The 15359-nt window shown below is 64.2% G+C and carries 14 protein-coding genes; 10 read left to right on the top strand and 4 right to left on the bottom strand.

The features are described from left to right. The first annotated feature begins 2 nt into the window (after nt 1-2). From C5N93_RS23205 to C5N93_RS23220, 4 genes are all read left to right on the top strand, one after another. Nucleotides 3-929, top strand: coding sequence for a 3-hydroxyacyl-CoA dehydrogenase NAD-binding domain-containing protein (locus C5N93_RS23205; RefSeq protein ID WP_242561086.1), 927 nt, complete (start codon nt 3-5; stop codon nt 927-929). A 73-nt stretch (nt 930-1002) separates the two neighbouring features. Next, the gene (locus C5N93_RS23210; RefSeq protein WP_242561087.1) at nt 1003-1923 is read left to right on the top strand and encodes a 3-keto-5-aminohexanoate cleavage protein; all 921 of its coding nucleotides are present in this window, start codon (nt 1003-1005) and stop codon (nt 1921-1923) included. A 64-nt stretch (nt 1924-1987) separates the two neighbouring features. Continuing rightward, nucleotides 1988-3160 (top strand): ABC transporter substrate-binding protein, encoded by a 1173-nt coding sequence (locus tag C5N93_RS23215; protein ID WP_242561088.1) that lies wholly within the window; start codon nt 1988-1990, stop codon nt 3158-3160. Beyond that, on the top strand, nt 3145-5046 hold the full coding sequence (locus C5N93_RS23220; protein WP_242561089.1) for a feruloyl-CoA synthase: 1902 nt from the start codon (nt 3145-3147) through the stop codon (nt 5044-5046). The genes C5N93_RS23215 and C5N93_RS23220 overlap by 16 nt, the downstream gene beginning before the upstream one ends. 135 nt (nt 5047-5181) lie before the next feature. Here the strand turns inward: C5N93_RS23220 and C5N93_RS23225 are convergent, their stop codons facing one another. Further along, nucleotides 5182-6444 carry an MFS transporter gene (locus C5N93_RS23225; protein ID WP_069342414.1) on the bottom strand — a complete coding sequence of 421 codons (1263 nt, stop codon included), beginning with the start codon at nt 6442-6444 and terminating at the stop codon, nt 5182-5184. Between the two features lie 213 nt (nt 6445-6657). Here C5N93_RS23225 and C5N93_RS23230 point away from each other — a divergent pair, with 213 nt between their 5' ends. Both C5N93_RS23230 and C5N93_RS23235 read left to right on the top strand, forming a co-directional pair. Beyond that, nucleotides 6658-7335: a hypothetical protein gene (locus C5N93_RS23230; RefSeq protein ID WP_150720301.1), complete on the top strand. Its 678-nt coding sequence runs from the start codon at nt 6658-6660 to the stop codon at nt 7333-7335. Nucleotides 7336-7376: 41 nt separating this feature from the next. Further along, a complete protein-coding gene (locus C5N93_RS23235; protein ID WP_242561090.1) occupies nt 7377-8282 on the top strand; it encodes an IclR family transcriptional regulator in 906 nt (301 codons plus the stop codon). Nucleotides 8283-8315: 33 nt separating this feature from the next. Here C5N93_RS23235 and C5N93_RS23240 read toward each other — a convergent pair whose 3' ends face one another. Further along, on the bottom strand, nt 8316-8813 hold the full coding sequence (locus C5N93_RS23240) for a DUF2165 family protein (RefSeq protein ID WP_242561091.1): 498 nt from the start codon (nt 8811-8813) through the stop codon (nt 8316-8318). A gap of 112 nt (nt 8814-8925) precedes the next feature. Beyond that, nucleotides 8926-9957 carry an NAD-dependent epimerase/dehydratase family protein gene (locus C5N93_RS23245; protein WP_242561092.1) on the bottom strand — a complete coding sequence of 344 codons (1032 nt, stop codon included), beginning with the start codon at nt 9955-9957 and terminating at the stop codon, nt 8926-8928. A gap of 108 nt (nt 9958-10065) precedes the next feature. Here C5N93_RS23245 and C5N93_RS23250 point away from each other — a divergent pair, with 108 nt between their 5' ends. Further along, nucleotides 10066-10956, top strand: a complete 891-nt coding sequence (locus C5N93_RS23250; RefSeq protein ID WP_242561093.1) for a LysR family transcriptional regulator — start codon at nt 10066-10068, stop codon at nt 10954-10956. An 83-nt stretch (nt 10957-11039) separates the two neighbouring features. Here the strand turns inward: C5N93_RS23250 and C5N93_RS28500 are convergent, their stop codons facing one another. Further along, a complete protein-coding gene (locus C5N93_RS28500) occupies nt 11040-11186 on the bottom strand; it encodes a hypothetical protein (RefSeq protein ID WP_242561413.1) in 147 nt (48 codons plus the stop codon). On the opposite strand from C5N93_RS28500, the gene C5N93_RS23260 reads away from it, so the two are divergent. The 3 genes from C5N93_RS23260 to C5N93_RS23270 all read left to right on the top strand — a co-directional run bounded on the left by C5N93_RS23260 (nt 11185) and on the right by C5N93_RS23270 (nt 15297). Further along, the gene (locus C5N93_RS23260; RefSeq protein ID WP_242561392.1) at nt 11185-11817 is read left to right on the top strand and encodes an esterase; all 633 of its coding nucleotides are present in this window, start codon (nt 11185-11187) and stop codon (nt 11815-11817) included. The two genes, C5N93_RS28500 and C5N93_RS23260, sit on opposite strands and share 2 nt — an antisense overlap. A 126-nt stretch (nt 11818-11943) precedes the next feature. Further along, nucleotides 11944-13569, top strand: a complete 1626-nt coding sequence (locus C5N93_RS23265) for an ATP-binding protein (RefSeq protein WP_242561094.1) — start codon at nt 11944-11946, stop codon at nt 13567-13569. Between the two features lie 201 nt (nt 13570-13770). Continuing rightward, nucleotides 13771-15297, top strand: coding sequence for an NCS1 family nucleobase:cation symporter-1 (locus C5N93_RS23270; protein WP_242561095.1), 1527 nt, complete (start codon nt 13771-13773; stop codon nt 15295-15297). Nucleotides 15298-15359 lie beyond the last annotated feature (62 nt).

The following is a 15359-nucleotide window of genomic DNA, read 5'->3' on the forward strand; positions in this document are numbered from 1 at the left end:
AGGTGAAATACGACAACATCGAACAGATTGCGGTCATCGGCACGGGCGTCATCGGCGCCAGTTGGGCCGCGTACTTTCTCGCGCGCGGCTTGCGTGTGAGCGCGTGGGACCCTGCGCCGGGAGCGCGCGAGCGCTTGCGTGAAGCCGTCGACGCGCACTGGCCGACGCTCATCCGCATCGGTCTGACGGCCGGGGCGACGCGCGACGCGCTGACGTTCCACGACACGCTCGACGCAGCGCTCGAAGGCGCCGACTTCGTCCAGGAGAGCGGCCCCGAGCGCGAAGATCTGAAGCAGGATCTGTTTCGCAAGATGGACGCCGCGTTGCCTCCATCCGTCGTGATCGCATCGAGTTCGTCGGGCCTGCTGATGAGTCGTGTGCAATCGGTGTGCACGCATCCGGCGCGCGTCGTGCTCGGGCATCCGTTCAATCCGCCGCATCTGATTCCGCTGGTCGAGGTCATCGGCGGTGAGCAGTCGTCCGCCAGAGCGATCGAGACCGCGATGCAGTTCTACCGTGCGATCGGCAAGCGGGCGATTCATGTGAAGAAAGAGGTCAAGGGCCATATCGCGAACCGCTTGCAGGCGGCGCTCTGGCGCGAAGCGATGCATCTCGTCGACGCCGGTGTGGCGTCCGTCGAGGACATCGACGACGCCATCGCCTACGGCCCCGGATTGCGCTGGGCGGCGCTCGGGCCCTTCCTGAATCTGCACCTTTCGGGCGGTGCGGGCGGCATCGCGCATCTGCTCGACCATCTCGGCCCGCCCATCGAGTCGTGGTGGGCCGACCTCGGCGCACCGGTGCTCACCGATGACCTCAAGGCACGCATTACCGCCGGCGTCGAAGCCGAACTGGCCGGGCGTGGCAATGCGCGCCTCGAAGCCCAGCGCGACGCCGTCATTCTCGGCATTCTCGCGAGCAAGTCGTGACGGTGGGGCACGCCCCCGACCCAACCCCATATCGCACAAGACATCGAACAAGACATCGCATCAGGAGACAGGCATGAGCAAACCCAAAGTCATCGTCACGATCGCGCCCACCGGCGGCATGGCCTACAAGTCGCAGAACCCTCATCTGCCCACGCAACCGGACGAGATCGCCCGCGACGTCTACGACTGCTACAACGCGGGCGCGAGCGTCGTGGCAATTCACGCCCGTCGTCCGGGTGACGACGGCGCTACCTGCGATCCGGCGATCTATCGCGACATCAACCGCCGGATTCGCGACAAGTGCGACATCGTCATCAACAACTCGACGGGCGGCGGCGTGCACGGCGACATGATCGGGCAGGCCGACAACGGCTACTGGGAAATCCTCTGGGAAGAACGCCTCAAGGGGATGGATGCGGGTGCGGAGATGTGCACGCTCGATGCCACCACGATCATCGCGAGCTTCGGCGGCCGCGAACTGCTGATGCATACCTCGCCGGAGCGCTCGAAGCATCTCGCCATCGAGATGAAGAAGCGCGGTATCAAGCCCGAGTGGGAAGTGTTCAGCCCGACGCATATCGTGCAGGACCTCGCTACGCTGACGGCCGCCGGTTTCGACGACGAGCCGTTCTTCGTCAATCTCGTGCTCGGCGTGCATCGTGGCTTTCAGAACGCCATGCCGTATACGCCGCGTGTGTTGCAGTCGATGGTCGATCTGTTGCCCAAGGGCAGCATCTTCTGCGTGAGCGGCATCGGCCCGGCGCAATTGCCATCTGCCATGAACTCGCTGCTGCTCGGCGGGCACGTGCGCGTGGGACTCGAAGACAACCTGTACTACGAGCACGGCGTGCCGGCGACGAACCAGCAACTCACCGAGCGCGTGGTGCGTCTCGTGCGCGAAATGGGCTATGAGCCCGCCACGCCCAAGGAAGCGCGCGAAATCATGGGCTTGCCGCGCAATCGCGAAGTGCTGCCGGAGTTCGCGGTGCGTTGATCCGCAGGTGTGCGTCGCAAGCTGTCCGGCCCCAAGAACGAAAACATTCCAGGAGACATGTCACATGGCGGCAAACGGGTTCACACGCAGTTTTGCTTTCTCGCTCTCGGCGTTGTCGTTATGCGTTGCGGCGTTTTGCGCCTCGACGCAGGCGAGCGCGCAACCGGCGGGCGTCACCGTCGGCGTCACGCTGTCGACCACCGGTCCGGGCGCTTCGCTCGGCATTCCGGAGAAGCAGGCGATCAGCATGCTGCCGCAGACGCTTGGCGGGCTGCCGGCACGTTACGTGGTGCTCGACGACGCCACCGATCCGACCACCGCGACGAAGAACGCCCGCCGTCTCGCCACGGAAGACAAGGTCGACGCGATCATCGGGTCGTCCACCACGCCGGCGTGTCTGGCTGTGGCGGCGGTGGCGGCCGACACGCGCACGCCGCAACTGGGGCTGTGCCCGTTCGTGCCCAGCGCGGCGCAGATGCGCTACGTCTTCTCGTTGCCGCAGTCGGTCGCGGTCATGGCCGACGCGGTGCTCGACGACATGAAGGCGCACAAGGTGAAGACGCTGGGCTTCATCGGCTTTAGCGACTCGTACGGCGAAGCGTGGCTCAAGGACATTCAGGCGCGGGCAGGGGCACGTCAGATTCAGGTGGCGCCCGTCGAACGCTATGCCCGTAACGACCAGTCGGTGACGGCGCAGGCGCTCAAGGTGATGTCGGCCAATGTCGACGCCGTGATCATCGCGGCGAGCGGCACACCCGGTGCGCTGCCGATGAGCACGTTGCGCGAGCGCGGCTACAAGGGACGCATCTACCAGACGCACGGCGTGGCCAACAACGACTTCCTGCGCGTGGCGGGCAAGAGCGCCGAGGGCGTGATTCTGCCGGTGGGCAACATTCTTGTGGCCGAGCAACTGCCGGCGAGCCATCCGGGCAAGGCCGTGGCGACGGACTTCGCCAGGCGCTACGAGGCGCAGTACGGCGCAGGCTCGCGCAACCTGTTCGCAGGGTATGCGTACGACGCCTATCTGGTGCTCGACCGTGCTGTCGCGGTCGCCGCGAAACAGGCGCAACCGGGCACGCAGGCGTTTCGCGACGCCCTGGTCGCCGCCATCGAACAGACGCGTGGTCTGGCTGCCACGCACGGCATGATCAACGTCAACGCACAGGACCATTCGGCTTACGGCGAAGACGGTCGCGTGCTCGTCACGGTCAAGGGCGGAAAGTGGACGATCGACTGAGCGTGGCGACGGCCGGCGCGCGCCGTCTTGCCCGGCCGGATATCGAGCGTGAGCAGCGCGCGGACGGCAGTTTCGTCATCCGCTCGCGCACCCCGCTGGGCGAGTTCGCGCGCAGCCCGGCCGACTGGCTCGTGCAATGGGCGGCGCGCACGCCCGACGCCGTGTTCGTGGCCGAGCGTCGTCAGGCGAGCGAGGGCGCGACGTCCACGGATCTCTGGCGACGGGTGACGTACCGCGAAGCGTTGGCGATGGCGCGTGGCATCGGGCAGGCATTGCTCGATCTCGACGTGCCGCGCGACCGGCCGGTGGTCATCCTGTCGGACAACAGCGTGAATCATGCGCTGCTCGTGCTCGGCGCGATGATGGCGGGGCGTCAGACGGCCATCGTGTCGTCGGCCTACTCGCGCATCGCGAAGGACATGAGCAAGCTGCACGGCATTCTCGCGCGGCTCGATCCGGCGCTGGTGTATGTGGAAGATGGCGACGCCTATTCGCGCGCGCTGGATGGCGCGCCGATCGCATGCCCCATCGTGGCGACACGCAATGCGCGCCCCGGCTGGCTGACGTTCGACGCGCTGGCGAGTACGTCGGCGTCGGCGGCGCTCGACACGGTCTTCGCACAGGTACGTCCCGAAGACACGGCCAAGCTGCTGCTGACTTCGGGATCGACCGGCAAGCCGAAGATCGTAGTGAACACGCATCGGATGCTGGCCGCCAACCAGCAGATGATTGCGCAATGCTGGCATTTTCTCGACGAGGCCGCGCCGGTCGTCGTGGACTGGCTGCCCTGGAGCCATACGTTCGGCGCGAATCACAACTTTCACATGGCGTTGCGCAATGGCGGCGCCTTCTATGTGGACGATGGACGCCCCGTTCCGGAGCTGATCGGCCGTTCTGTCGAAGCCCTGCGCGACGTGTCGCCCACGCTGCACTTCAACGTACCGAAGGGCTTCGAAGCGCTGGCGCCGTATCTGGAGGACGACGAGGACTTCGCCGCGCGCTTCTTCGGTCGTCTGCAAGTGCTGTTCTACGCGGCGGCGAGTTTGCCGCCTGCGGTCTGGCAGCGCTTCGAGCGGCTGGCGTCACGCCATTGCGACACGATGCCGTTCTTCACCTCGGCGTGGGGCGCGACGGAGACGTCGCCGCTCATCACGAGCGTGCATTTCCCGATCCCGGGGGCGGGCAACATCGGCCTGCCCACGCCGGGCAACGAACTCAAGTTCGTGCCCAACGGCGACAAGCTGGAGATGCGCGTGCGTGGGCCGTCGGTCTTTCGCAGCTACGCGGGGGACCCCGACGCCACGGCAGCCGCATTCGACGAGGAGGGCTTCTACCGTACCGGCGACGCGGGCCGTTTGTCCGACGTCGACGATCCGGGGGCGGGCGTGATCTTCGACGGTCGCGTGTCCGAAGACTTCAAGCTGACGAGCGGCACGTGGGTCTCTGTCGGCGCACTGCGTTTGCGCGCGGTGACGGCACTGGCGCCGTATGCATCGGATGTCGTCATCGCGGGCCATGACCGGGACGAGATCGGGCTGTTGATCTTTCCGAGTCCCGCCATGCGAGCGAGGGTGGCGGATGTGGCGGCACCTCCCGACACGCGGCAAGAGCCCCATGCGGGCAAGGCGATGGCAATGCACGACGACGTGCGCTCGCACATCGCGCAGGCGCTTGCGCAACTCGCACAGGACGCGGGCAGTTCGCAGCGGGCCGCGCGGGCTGCCATCCTGGCATCGCCACCGTCGTTGGAACAAGGAGAGATCACGGACAAGGGGTACGTCAACCAGCGGGCCGTGCTGACGCTGCGAGCCGACGACGTCGTACGCCTATATTCGGATTGCGCGTCGGTCATCCGGCTGGCAGAGGCGGCATCGACTACGCGGTAATCGTAGCGTGACACCGCAGGGAAGTCCGAGAGATCGGGGGAGGTGAGAACGACCACGCGCCGGTGACAGGGCATGTCACCGGCGCGTGAGGTCGTCATGCAACTTTCGGCATGAGACGCAGACTCAGACGCCAATTCAGGCGAGCGCTTCGCCGTGGCTTTCCGGCAGGAAGAAGTAGACGATGATGGCCGCGAGCAGGAAGAACCCGGCGGTCGCACCCAGCGCGACGCTCACGTTCTCGCCGCGCGAGAGCAGACCGACGGCGGCCGGTGCGAGGGCGCTGGCGGCGCGTCCCGTGTTGTAGATGAAGCCTTGAGCGGTGGCGCGCACCTGCGTCGGGAACATCTCGGCGAACGTCGGGGCAAAGCCGCTATAGAAGCCCGTGCCGAAGAACGCTACGACTGGCCCGAACGCCAGCAGCAACATCGGCTCGCGGATCACGACATAGAGCGGCACCGTGATCGCCGACACGATGAAGAACAGCAGGAACGACTTGCGGCATCCGATGCGATCGGCGATGTAACCGAAGCACACGAAGCCCGCCGCCGCACCGACCTGCATGATGACGATCCACGTCGTCGAGCGAATCAGATCGAAGCCCGGGCCACCCTGGTCGATCGGTGTCGAGAGATAGGCCGGAATCCACGTGAACAACCCCCAGTAGCCGCACATCGCCGCCGCCGTGAAGGCGAGGCCGACGATCGTACGCCGGGCATACGGCCCGAACAGCATGCCAAGCGTCTGACCGAGCGTCAGTCGCACCCGCTGCTCACGCCAGATCGCCGGTTCCTCCACGTGACGGCGCACCCAGAAGGCCAGCACCGTCGGCACCAGACCGAACGCGAACACCCAGCGCCAGCCGAAGTGCGGCAGGATCACGGCGGCGACGATGGCAGCCACCGCGTAACCCACGGCAAACGCGCTCTGCACCCATGCCATGACCTTGGCGCGATGCTCGGCCGGCCACGTCTCGGTGATCAGTGCGGCACCCGCCGACCACTCGCCGCCGATGCCGAGACCAAGCAGGAAGCGGAAGATGAGAAGCGACGTCACGGAATCGGCGAAGCCGCACAGCGCGGTGCCGATCGAGTAGCAGAGGATCGAGAGAATCATCGACTTGGTGCGGCCGATGCGGTCGGCGAGAAAGCCGAAGAACAGGCCGCCGAAGGCCGTCGCCAGCAGCGTGAGCGACGCGATGATGCCCGCCACGCCCTTGTCGAAATGCAGATCGACGCTGATGTAGCGAATCACCATCGCGAACAGCATCAGATCCATGATGTCGAGCATCCAGCCGATGTAGGCCGAACCAAACGCGCGCCATTGCGCAGCGCTCGCACCGCGATACCACGGCCGGCGTGCCGCGCCCGCCGAATTCAGGGCGGTCGTGCCAGTGTCCATTCTTGTCTCCTTCATGGAACCCATCCTAGTGTCATACCTCACGTATCGACTATCGATACGTATGGGAATGATTTCGTTTGAATATTAACAGGACATTTGGAAATCTGTTCTCGTGGTAAACCATAAATGGTGCTTTACGTATCGATAGTCGATACTCAATGCCAAGGTTGTCTCGATGGTCGGGGCAACAGGTTGGTCACAGGAGATCGAGAAGTGAAGCCGTTTCAATTGCGTTTGTTTGAAGATGTCATTGCGCCGAACCATCCGCCCGTGTATCTGCCGGCCGCGCGCCGGGCGATTTACGTCGTGCAGGGCGACGTGGCTATCGAATTCGATACAGGCGCCCAGCACCATCCGGCGCAAAGTGCCTGGCTGGGCGAGGACAGCGTGGCGCTGATCGCGGGCAGCGAGGGGGCGACGTTGTGGCGTTGGGAGTTGATGACGGGCAACGAGCCGTCGCCGGGTGAGATTGCTTCGGCACCGGGGGCATCGTCGACGCTCAAGCTTGCCGCGCCGATCGAGCTGGACCCGCGCCAACAGTGGCTCATGCGTTGCGACAAGGTACAATTCCCCCCCGGCGGCGTGGCGCATACGCACGTGCATCAAGGCCCCGGCGTGCGTTGCACGCTGGAGGGCGAGATCACGATCGAGACGCTCGGCGCATCGCACACCCACGGGCCGGGACAGGCCTGGCTCGAACTCGGCCACGCGCCGGTGCTCGCACCGACGACCGAGGCGCGCGATACCACGTTCATCCGCTGCTTCGTTCTGCCGCGGGCGTGTCGCAATCGCAGCTCGATTCGTTACGTGCGCCCCGAGGACGCGAACAAGAACAAGCCGCAGCGCTATCACGTGTTCGGCGAGCGTTTCATCTCGCTCGACGCGCAATAGCCGCTTAGTCGACGTGCGGCGACAGTGACAAAGGACAATCAGTGAAACGATCGAAGGACAGCCTGAACGACGTGATCCAGAGCGCCCGCAGCCCTCGCACCGTACGTGCCGCCACTGCACCGGGCGCGGGGGAGCGCGGCATGGGCGACGCGGCGGGCGATGCGGGAGAGCGGGGCGCAGACGAACTCAACACGTCGTCGACTTCGGTCATTTCGTTGCGCATTCTGGAGTTGCTGGCCGAGCGCAATGCCGAGTGCGGCGTCACGCATCTGGCAGACGCGCTCGGCGTACCTAAAGCGCGGGTGCATCGCCATCTCACGGCGCTGCGTCAGGAAGGGTATGTCGTGCAGAACCCGCGCACGAGCCGCTACCGCATCGGCTGGCGTCTGTTCCTGCTGGGCCAGAAGCTGGTCAAGCAGTTCGATGTCGTGGGACTGGCGCGTCCCGTCATGGAAGAATTGCGCGATGCCGTGGGGCAGACCATCGTCATCAGTTCGTTCACGGAAACCGATGTGGTCGTGCTCGATGTGATGCGCGGCCGCAGTCCGCTGGAGATATTGCTGCACCCGGGCACGCAGTTCAAGTTGCATAGCGTGGCGCAGGGCAAGATTGCGCTGGCGTTCGGCGCGCAGGACCGGCGCGACGCAGTGCTCGCCGCACCGCTAGATGCTTGCACGCCGCATACCATTACCGACGCGATGCGGTTGTCGCACGAGCTTGCATTGGTGCGCGAGCGGGGCTGGGCCGATGCGCCGGAAGAGGTGTTTCTGGGCGTGAACGCGCTGGCCGCACCGATCGTGCAGGACGACGGTTCGTTGTTCGGCACGCTCGCCATCGTCGGCTCGATCCACTATCTGCCCGCGCACCCGAATCCGCAGACGGTCGCAGCGCTCACCGATGCGGCGCGGCGCATCTCGCGTCTGCTCGGCGGGGCGCGCGGCGACTGATTACACCCCGTACACCCCGATTCACATCCCGGATTACATTCGCAGCACGGCGGCCGCGGCAATCGTCAGTGTCAGCAACATCATGTGCGTGAGTTGCAGACCTTCCTGACGGATCCAGTAGCCGAACCACAGGCCGCCGATCATCATCATCAGCCACGCAGCGCTCAGCGCACTGAGACCAAGCGTCGCCCATGCGATGGCCGCCGCTGTTGCGCCGTGGCCGATGGCTCCCGCCAACTGAATGCCACCCCATCCGAGGCAGACGGTGGCCGCGATCTGAAGCGCAATTACGGTCGATAACGCCAGCACGGACCATCCCTTCGCATGCAACGCGCGACGCAACAGCGGGAGGTCGATGGCCGGTGCCGCACGTAACGGCGCCATGCTCAACGTGGCGCCGATGGCACCCGCCGACGCGCCGAACGCCACCACATTGTTCAGCGCAGCGATGGCGGACCATAACGTCAGTCCGGCCACCAGCACCAGCTTGAAAATTACGAAAGCATCGAACGTCTCGACAACACCGGACATCGGCAGGGGCTCCTGTGGTTTCGGGATGCCCGTCTTCGTGAGGACGAGCATTGGGAAGTACGCCAAAGGATAGGAGCGCATGATGATTTATGCAAGTTAACACTTGTATAAATCAGGGGTATGCGAAGCCCTTGCCCGACCGCTTGCCCGGCAGGCATCCCAGCCCTTCGAGCGTGGCGTGGACGGCGACGTCGAGCGGCGTGTGCGGTTCTTCCCCGAGCACATCGACGAGCCGGGTATTGTCCATGCGCACCGGTTGCTTCCACAGGTAACGCATCTCGCGCATTTCGCGCAGCGTCGTGACGAAGGGCGACAGCAACGTCATCAGCCACCACGGAAAGTGCCGGGTCGTGACCTCGATACCGTGGCGCGCCATGACTCGGGTGATGGCGGCGGCCATCTCGGTGCCGTCCGCATCCCAATGACCCGCCATATGGAAGTTGGCGAAATCGGCGAGGGTGGCACGTCGTTCGATCAGCATGACCATGGCGCGCGCGACGTCCGGCAGATAGGACCATTCATGACCGATGCCGGGGGCATTGGGGACTTGCACGATACGCGCCGGTTGCCCCGGCTTCACGAGTCCTTGCGCGAACCAGCTATTGCGCGTGCGTGGGCCGAAGTAGTCTCCGGCACGCACGATGATCGTCTGCACGCCATTGTGGCTGGCGTCGCGCAGACGGGCTTCCATCGTCGCGCGAATCTTGCCCTTGCGGGTGAGGGGGCGTTGCGGCGCATCTTCGCGCAGCCTCGGAAATGTCTCCGGACCATAGTTGTAGACGGTGCCCGGCAGGACGATGGTCGCACCATACCGCGTGGCGGCGGCGATGGTGTTGTCGAGCATCGGCAACACCTGCGTGTTCCAGTTGCGATATCCCGGCGGATTGACGGCGTGCACGATCACGTCGCAATCGCGCGCGGCGGCGAGCACATCGTCCGCTTGCATGGCGTCGCCGTCGATCCATTCGATGCCGATGTCGGGCGCCTGGGTCGCGGACGCGGCCGAGTGCGGCGCACCGCCGCGACGCAGCGCACGCACCTGCCACCCGGCCGTGAGCAGTTGCAGCGTGACTTCGCCGCCAATGCCACCCGTCGCGCCGAGGACCAGCGCACGGGACACTTTTCGTTGAGTCGATTGGATCATGAGGAGGCACCTCGTTGGTTGTCGGTGATGCCATTCTCCGCGCGAGCGAGTTGGAATAAAATTGCTGAAAATCATCTATCAGCTATACATTTTTGTATGGTGAAGAACATGACCTCAGAACTGAGTTGGGACCTTTACCGGACGTTTCTCGCCGTGTTGACGGAAGGCTCGCTGTCGGGTGGCGCGCGTGCGCTGGGTATTACGCAGCCGACCGCTGGCCGTCATATTGCGGCGCTTGAGGCGGCGCTCGGGCAAACGCTGTTCACCCGCTCGCAGACCGGCCTGTTGCCCACGGACGCCGCACAGTCGCTGCGCCCGCACGCACAGGCCATGCAGCACACGGCGCTGGCGTTCGAGCGGGCGGCCGCCAGTCATGGAGACGGTGCCCGCGGTGTCGTACGGATTTCGGCAAGCGAGGTGGTCGGGGTAGAAGTGTTGCCGCCGATCCTGACGGCGCTGCGTCGCGCGCATCCGGACCTTATCATCGAACTCGTGCCGACGAACCGCATTCAGGATCTGCTGCATCGCGAAGTGGATATCGCGGTGCGCATGGCGCCTCCGCAGCAAGACGCCTTGATCGCGCGGCGGGTGGGGATCATCGACGTCGGACTGCATGCCCGCGACGATTACCTCGCACGCCATGGCGTGCCGGCGTCGCTAACCGATCTCGCACACCATACGGTGATTGGCTTCGACCAGATGACACCTTTCCTGCGCGAAGCCACGCGCGGTGTGCCCGTGTGGTCGCGCGACAACTTCGCGTTCCGCACCGACAGCGATCTGTCGCAACTGGCGATGATTCGCGCGGGCTATGGCATCGGGGGATGTCAGGTGCCGCTCGCCAGACGCGATGCGCGTCTCGTACGGATCTTGCCCAGCGCGTTCCGCTTCCGCCTGCACACCTGGGTGACGATGCACGAAGACCTGCGTTCAAGCCCCCGATGCAAGGTCACCTTCGATGCACTCGTGGCCGGATTAACCACCTACATGGCCGGATAAGGCGGCTGCGCGGCAAATACCGAATGTCAGTGAAGAAATGTGTGATATACAATATATCAATAACATCAACGATCACGAGACAATCACCGCGCCATGTTCGACCCTTCATTGTTCGGACGCATGTCACCGGACGTCATCACGTCCGCATCGATGCCTCTGGCGACGCCTGAGTCTGCGTCGGCCGCCGCTTCCGTTTTTGATCCCGCTTCTGCTTCCGCTTCCGTCTCCATTTCTGCTTCTGAACCGTTCGCGCCCGGGCGCCATCCGCTCGGTCTAAGCGAGACACGCGACGCCGTGCTGTATGTGCCTGACGATTTGCCGACCGACAAGCCGGTGCCGCTGTTCGTGATGTTTCACGGCGCGGGCGGCTTCCCCGAGAAGGTGTTGCCGTTCATCGAAGCACATGCCGATCGCCACAAGTTTCTCGTGCTCGCCCCGCACTCGACCTTCCCGACGTGGGACATCGTCATTGGCGGCAACGGGCCCGATCTGGAGCGGTTGCAGGCGGCATTGCGCCGGGTTGCCGCGCGCTATGCCATCGACGCAAAGCGTGTGGCGTTCGCCGGCTTTTCCGATGGCGCGAGCTATGCGTTGTCCATCGGGGTGACGAATGGCGATATCGCGAGCCACGTCATCGCGTTTTCCGGCGGCTTCATGTCGATCTTCGTGCAGGAAGGGCTGCCGAAGGTATTCATCGCGCATGGCCTGATCGACGAGCAACTGCCGATCGCCACCAGCGGGCGACAAAACGCAAACAAGCTCAAAGCGGCGGGCTACGATGTGCAATACGTCGAATTCGACGGACTGCACATCATCGAGCCGGGGGTGGTGGCAAAGGCCATCGACTTCTTCCTCGCCTGAACGCGCGCATCGGTCTGCACGCGTTACCCGCGTCGACACGACGCAGCGCCCGGGCCGAATGTTGCGAATGTCACGAACGTCTTCAAGACCTCATCCGCCTGACACGCCATACGGGGAGTGCCGTCCATGGATTTCGAAATTCCCGAATCACTGATTCACCCGCTGATGCAACTGATCGGCACCGACTCGCCGCTGGGCAAGCAATTGACGGCCTACGGCGTGTGTCGCGGCAACATGCTCGTCTCCAGCGAATGGTTCGACGCCAAGTCGCTCAATACGCTCTACGTGCTGAGCAAGTCGCAGAACGAGCGGGCGCTGATGTTCCAGATGCTCGCGCTGGACAACGTCTACAACGCGCCGCAGGCCCGCGTCATTCCGAGTCTGGACAAGCTGGTGCCGGGGCTGGTCGCCTACCTTGCGCGCGACGTCATCGACGGCTGGCTCTATCAGCGTCATCGCGACGGCGCGCTGCTGCCGTGGCTCGTGCGTCGACTGCGCTATGTGGAGCCAGATCAGGGGGCTCCGTATGTCGTCGTGGACATGCTGGCCAACACGATGCAATCGGCCAACCTGAGCCCGACGGAACATCGTCCGCGCCGCTCCGGCATGACCACGTCGCTGGTCTTCACGCGCGACGACATTGCGAATCGCACGATTCCCGAACTGCTCGCGGAGTTCGGCTTCTACAAGGAATGCGCCGAGTTCAAGGCCGAATACGAACAGCACGCCCAGCGCTTCCTGCGCGTGCAGCGTGCGTTCGGCGCGCAGTTCGTGCTGAGCCGCGCCGCGTTCTCCGTCGATCCGAAGGGCGGCACGGAACTGATTCGCGTGGGCGACGGCGTGACAGCGAAGTGCGTGAACGACGAAGAGCGTCTGGAGCGCAACTTCGAGATGGCGTGCGACGCCGACTTCTGGCGCAATGCCGAGATCGCGCAGGCGTTCGAGACGATTCCGCTGCATTGCTACGTGCACGTGTTCCATCTGGACTGGCATCGCAATCTCTGGGTGCACGTGCAGAACATGACCGAGTACGAATACCAGCCGAGCCTGCGCGACAAACTGGTGTTGCCGGCACATCATCACGATCTGATCGATATTCTGACGTCGAACATGGACGCGATGATGCCGGACTTCGTCCCCGGCAAATCGGGGGGCGCCACGATCCTGTGTCAGGGCGCGCCGGGCCTGGGCAAGACGCTCACGGCGGAGATCTACTCGGAAGTCGTCGGCAAGCCGTTGTATCGCGTGCACTCCGGACAACTGGGTACGACGGCGGCGTCGGTCGGCGCCACACTCATGAGCATTCTGCGCCGCGCCATGCGCTGGAACGCGATCCTGTTGCTCGACGAGGCAGACGTGTACATCCGGCGGCGCGACAACGATCTTGAGCACAACGCCATCGTGGCGGAATTCCTGCGCTCGCTGGAATACTTCCACGGCCTGCTGTTCATGACGACGAACCGCATCGGCGACGTGGACGACGCGATTCTCTCGCGTTGCATCGCAACGATTCACTACGAGACGCCGTGCGCGACCGACGCGCGCAGACTGTGGCGCATGCAGGCGGAGCAGGTCGGGGCGTATCTCGACGACGGCCTGATCGAAACGCTCGCGGCCCGCTATCCGAAGGCGAGCGGACGCGACATCAAGGAGCTGATGAAGCTCGCCAGCCGTTACTGCAAGGTCAAGAACATGCCTTACACGGAAGACGTCTTCCGCCTGTGCGGTCTGTTTCGCGGCTACGACGCATGAGCGGAATACGTGGGCTTTCCTCGTCCGGTATGCATCCATTTTCCGAATAGCAGGCAACCAAACATTTAATTTCCCAATTCGAAACGTCCCACCCATACTCCAGAGCACCAACACGCATTCAGCGGGGACGGTACGAAGACCGCACGGCAGGCAACAGATAAGCGGTCAGGCCGTCCTTGCTTCATCAAGGAGACAATGCGGATGCAATGGGACGTTTCGAACGAGGTCCTGGGCGCGATGCCCTCGACCGGGCAGGCACACGCACATGCGCCGTCGGCACATGGCCTCAGCCCACGGCTACATAACGCCGACCTGGCCCCCACGAAGTCGGAGGGACGACGCTGGGGCCGCTACAGCATCTTCGCGCTGTGGACCAACGATGTGCACAACATCGCCAACTATTCCTTCGCCATCGGCCTCTTCGCGCTGGGCCTCACGGGCTGGCAGATGCTGGCATCGCTCGCCATCGGTGCGGCGCTCGTCTACGTCTTCATGAACCTCACGGGGTACATGGGCCACAAGACCGGCGTGCCGTTTCCCGTGATCAGCCGCATGAGCTTCGGCGTGTACGGCGCGCAGATTCCCGCCATCATTCGCGCGGTGATCGCCATTGCATGGTTCGGCATTCAGACGTATCTCGCCTCGGTCGTGCTGCGGGTGCTGCTCGTGGCTGTCTGGCCCGGGCTGGCGGCCTACGATCACAATGCCGTGCTGGGGCTCTCGACGCTCGGCTGGATCAGTTTCATTGCCATCTGGCTCGTGCAGCTCGCGATTCTGGCGTATGGCATGGAGATGGTGCGCAAGTACGAAGCGTTCGCCGGACCGATCATCCTGATCACGGTGACGAGCCTTGCCGTGTGGATGTACCACCGCGCAGGCGGTCACATCGCCATGTCGGTGGGTGAGCCGCTGACCGGTTTCGCCATGTGGACGAAAGTCTTCGCCGGCGGCGCGCTGTGGCTCGCCATCTATGGCACGCTGGTGCTCAATTTCTGCGACTTCACGCGGGCATCACCGAGCCGCAAGGTGATTCGCACGGGGAATTTCTGGGGATTGCCCGTCAACATCCTGATCTTCGCCGTCATCAGCTTCGTGCTTGCCGGTGCGCAGTTCAGCCTGAACGGCCAGATCATCCACAGCCCGACCGAAATCATCGCGACGATTCCCGACAAGACGTTCCTCGTGCTCGGATGCCTCGCGTTCCTCGTCGTGACGGTCGCCGTCAACATCATGGCGAACTTCGTCGCCCCGGCGTTCGTGCTCACGAGCCTCGCGCCGCATCGTCTGACGTTCCGCCGCGCGGGACTCATCAGCGCCACGATTGCCGTCGTGATCCTGCCGTGGAATCTGTACAACAGCCCGATCGTGATCGTGTATTTCCTCTCGGGGCTGGGGGCGTTGCTCGGGCCGCTGTACGGCATCATCACCGTCGACTATTGGTTGCTGCGCAAGACGTGCGTGCACGTGCCGCATCTGTACAGCGAGATGCGCGGCAGCACCTATCACTATCTCCGTGGCGTGAATCCGAAAGCTTTGATCGCGCTGGTGCCCTCGGCACTCGCGGCCGTGACGGCAGCGCTGGTCCCCGCGTTCAGCGCGCTCACCCCATTCTCGTGGCTGCTGGGCGCGGGCATTGCCGGTGGCGTCTATTACGCGATTTCGGACCGTCGGCAGCCGTTCGAGGACTGCTCGGGCGAGCACTTCGCCGTCGATAGCGCCGCGCACTGATCCCCCGCTGGCTGCCTTGCCGTCGAGCATTGAGCATCGTTCGACGGCAGGGCAACCGGCTT

Origin of the sequence: Pandoraea sp. LA3 (assembly GCF_022696215.1) — a bacterium.
GTDB classification, from domain to species: Bacteria; Pseudomonadota; Gammaproteobacteria; order Burkholderiales; family Burkholderiaceae; genus Pandoraea; species Pandoraea capi.

Excerpts from the sequence above, each read along its gene's own strand:
- C5N93_RS23210 (WP_242561087.1), top strand. The coding sequence starts at position 1,003 with ATGAGCAAACCCAAAGTCATCGTCACGATCGCGCCCACCGGCGGCATG.
- C5N93_RS23215 (WP_242561088.1), top strand. The coding sequence starts at position 1,988 with ATGGCGGCAAACGGGTTCACACGCAGTTTTGCTTTCTCGCTCTCGGCG.
- C5N93_RS23225 (WP_069342414.1), bottom strand. The coding sequence starts at position 6,444 with ATGGACACTGGCACGACCGCCCTGAATTCGGCGGGCGCGGCACGCCGG.
- C5N93_RS23240 (WP_242561091.1), bottom strand. The coding sequence starts at position 8,813 with ATGTCCGGTGTTGTCGAGACGTTCGATGCTTTCGTAATTTTCAAGCTG.
- C5N93_RS23245 (WP_242561092.1), bottom strand. The coding sequence starts at position 9,957 with ATGATCCAATCGACTCAACGAAAAGTGTCCCGTGCGCTGGTCCTCGGC.
- C5N93_RS23250 (WP_242561093.1), top strand. The coding sequence starts at position 10,066 with ATGACCTCAGAACTGAGTTGGGACCTTTACCGGACGTTTCTCGCCGTG.
- C5N93_RS28500 (WP_242561413.1), bottom strand. The coding sequence starts at position 11,186 with ATGGAGACGGAAGCGGAAGCAGAAGCGGGATCAAAAACGGAAGCGGCG.
- C5N93_RS23265 (WP_242561094.1), top strand. The coding sequence starts at position 11,944 with ATGGATTTCGAAATTCCCGAATCACTGATTCACCCGCTGATGCAACTG.
- C5N93_RS23270 (WP_242561095.1), top strand. The coding sequence starts at position 13,771 with ATGCAATGGGACGTTTCGAACGAGGTCCTGGGCGCGATGCCCTCGACC.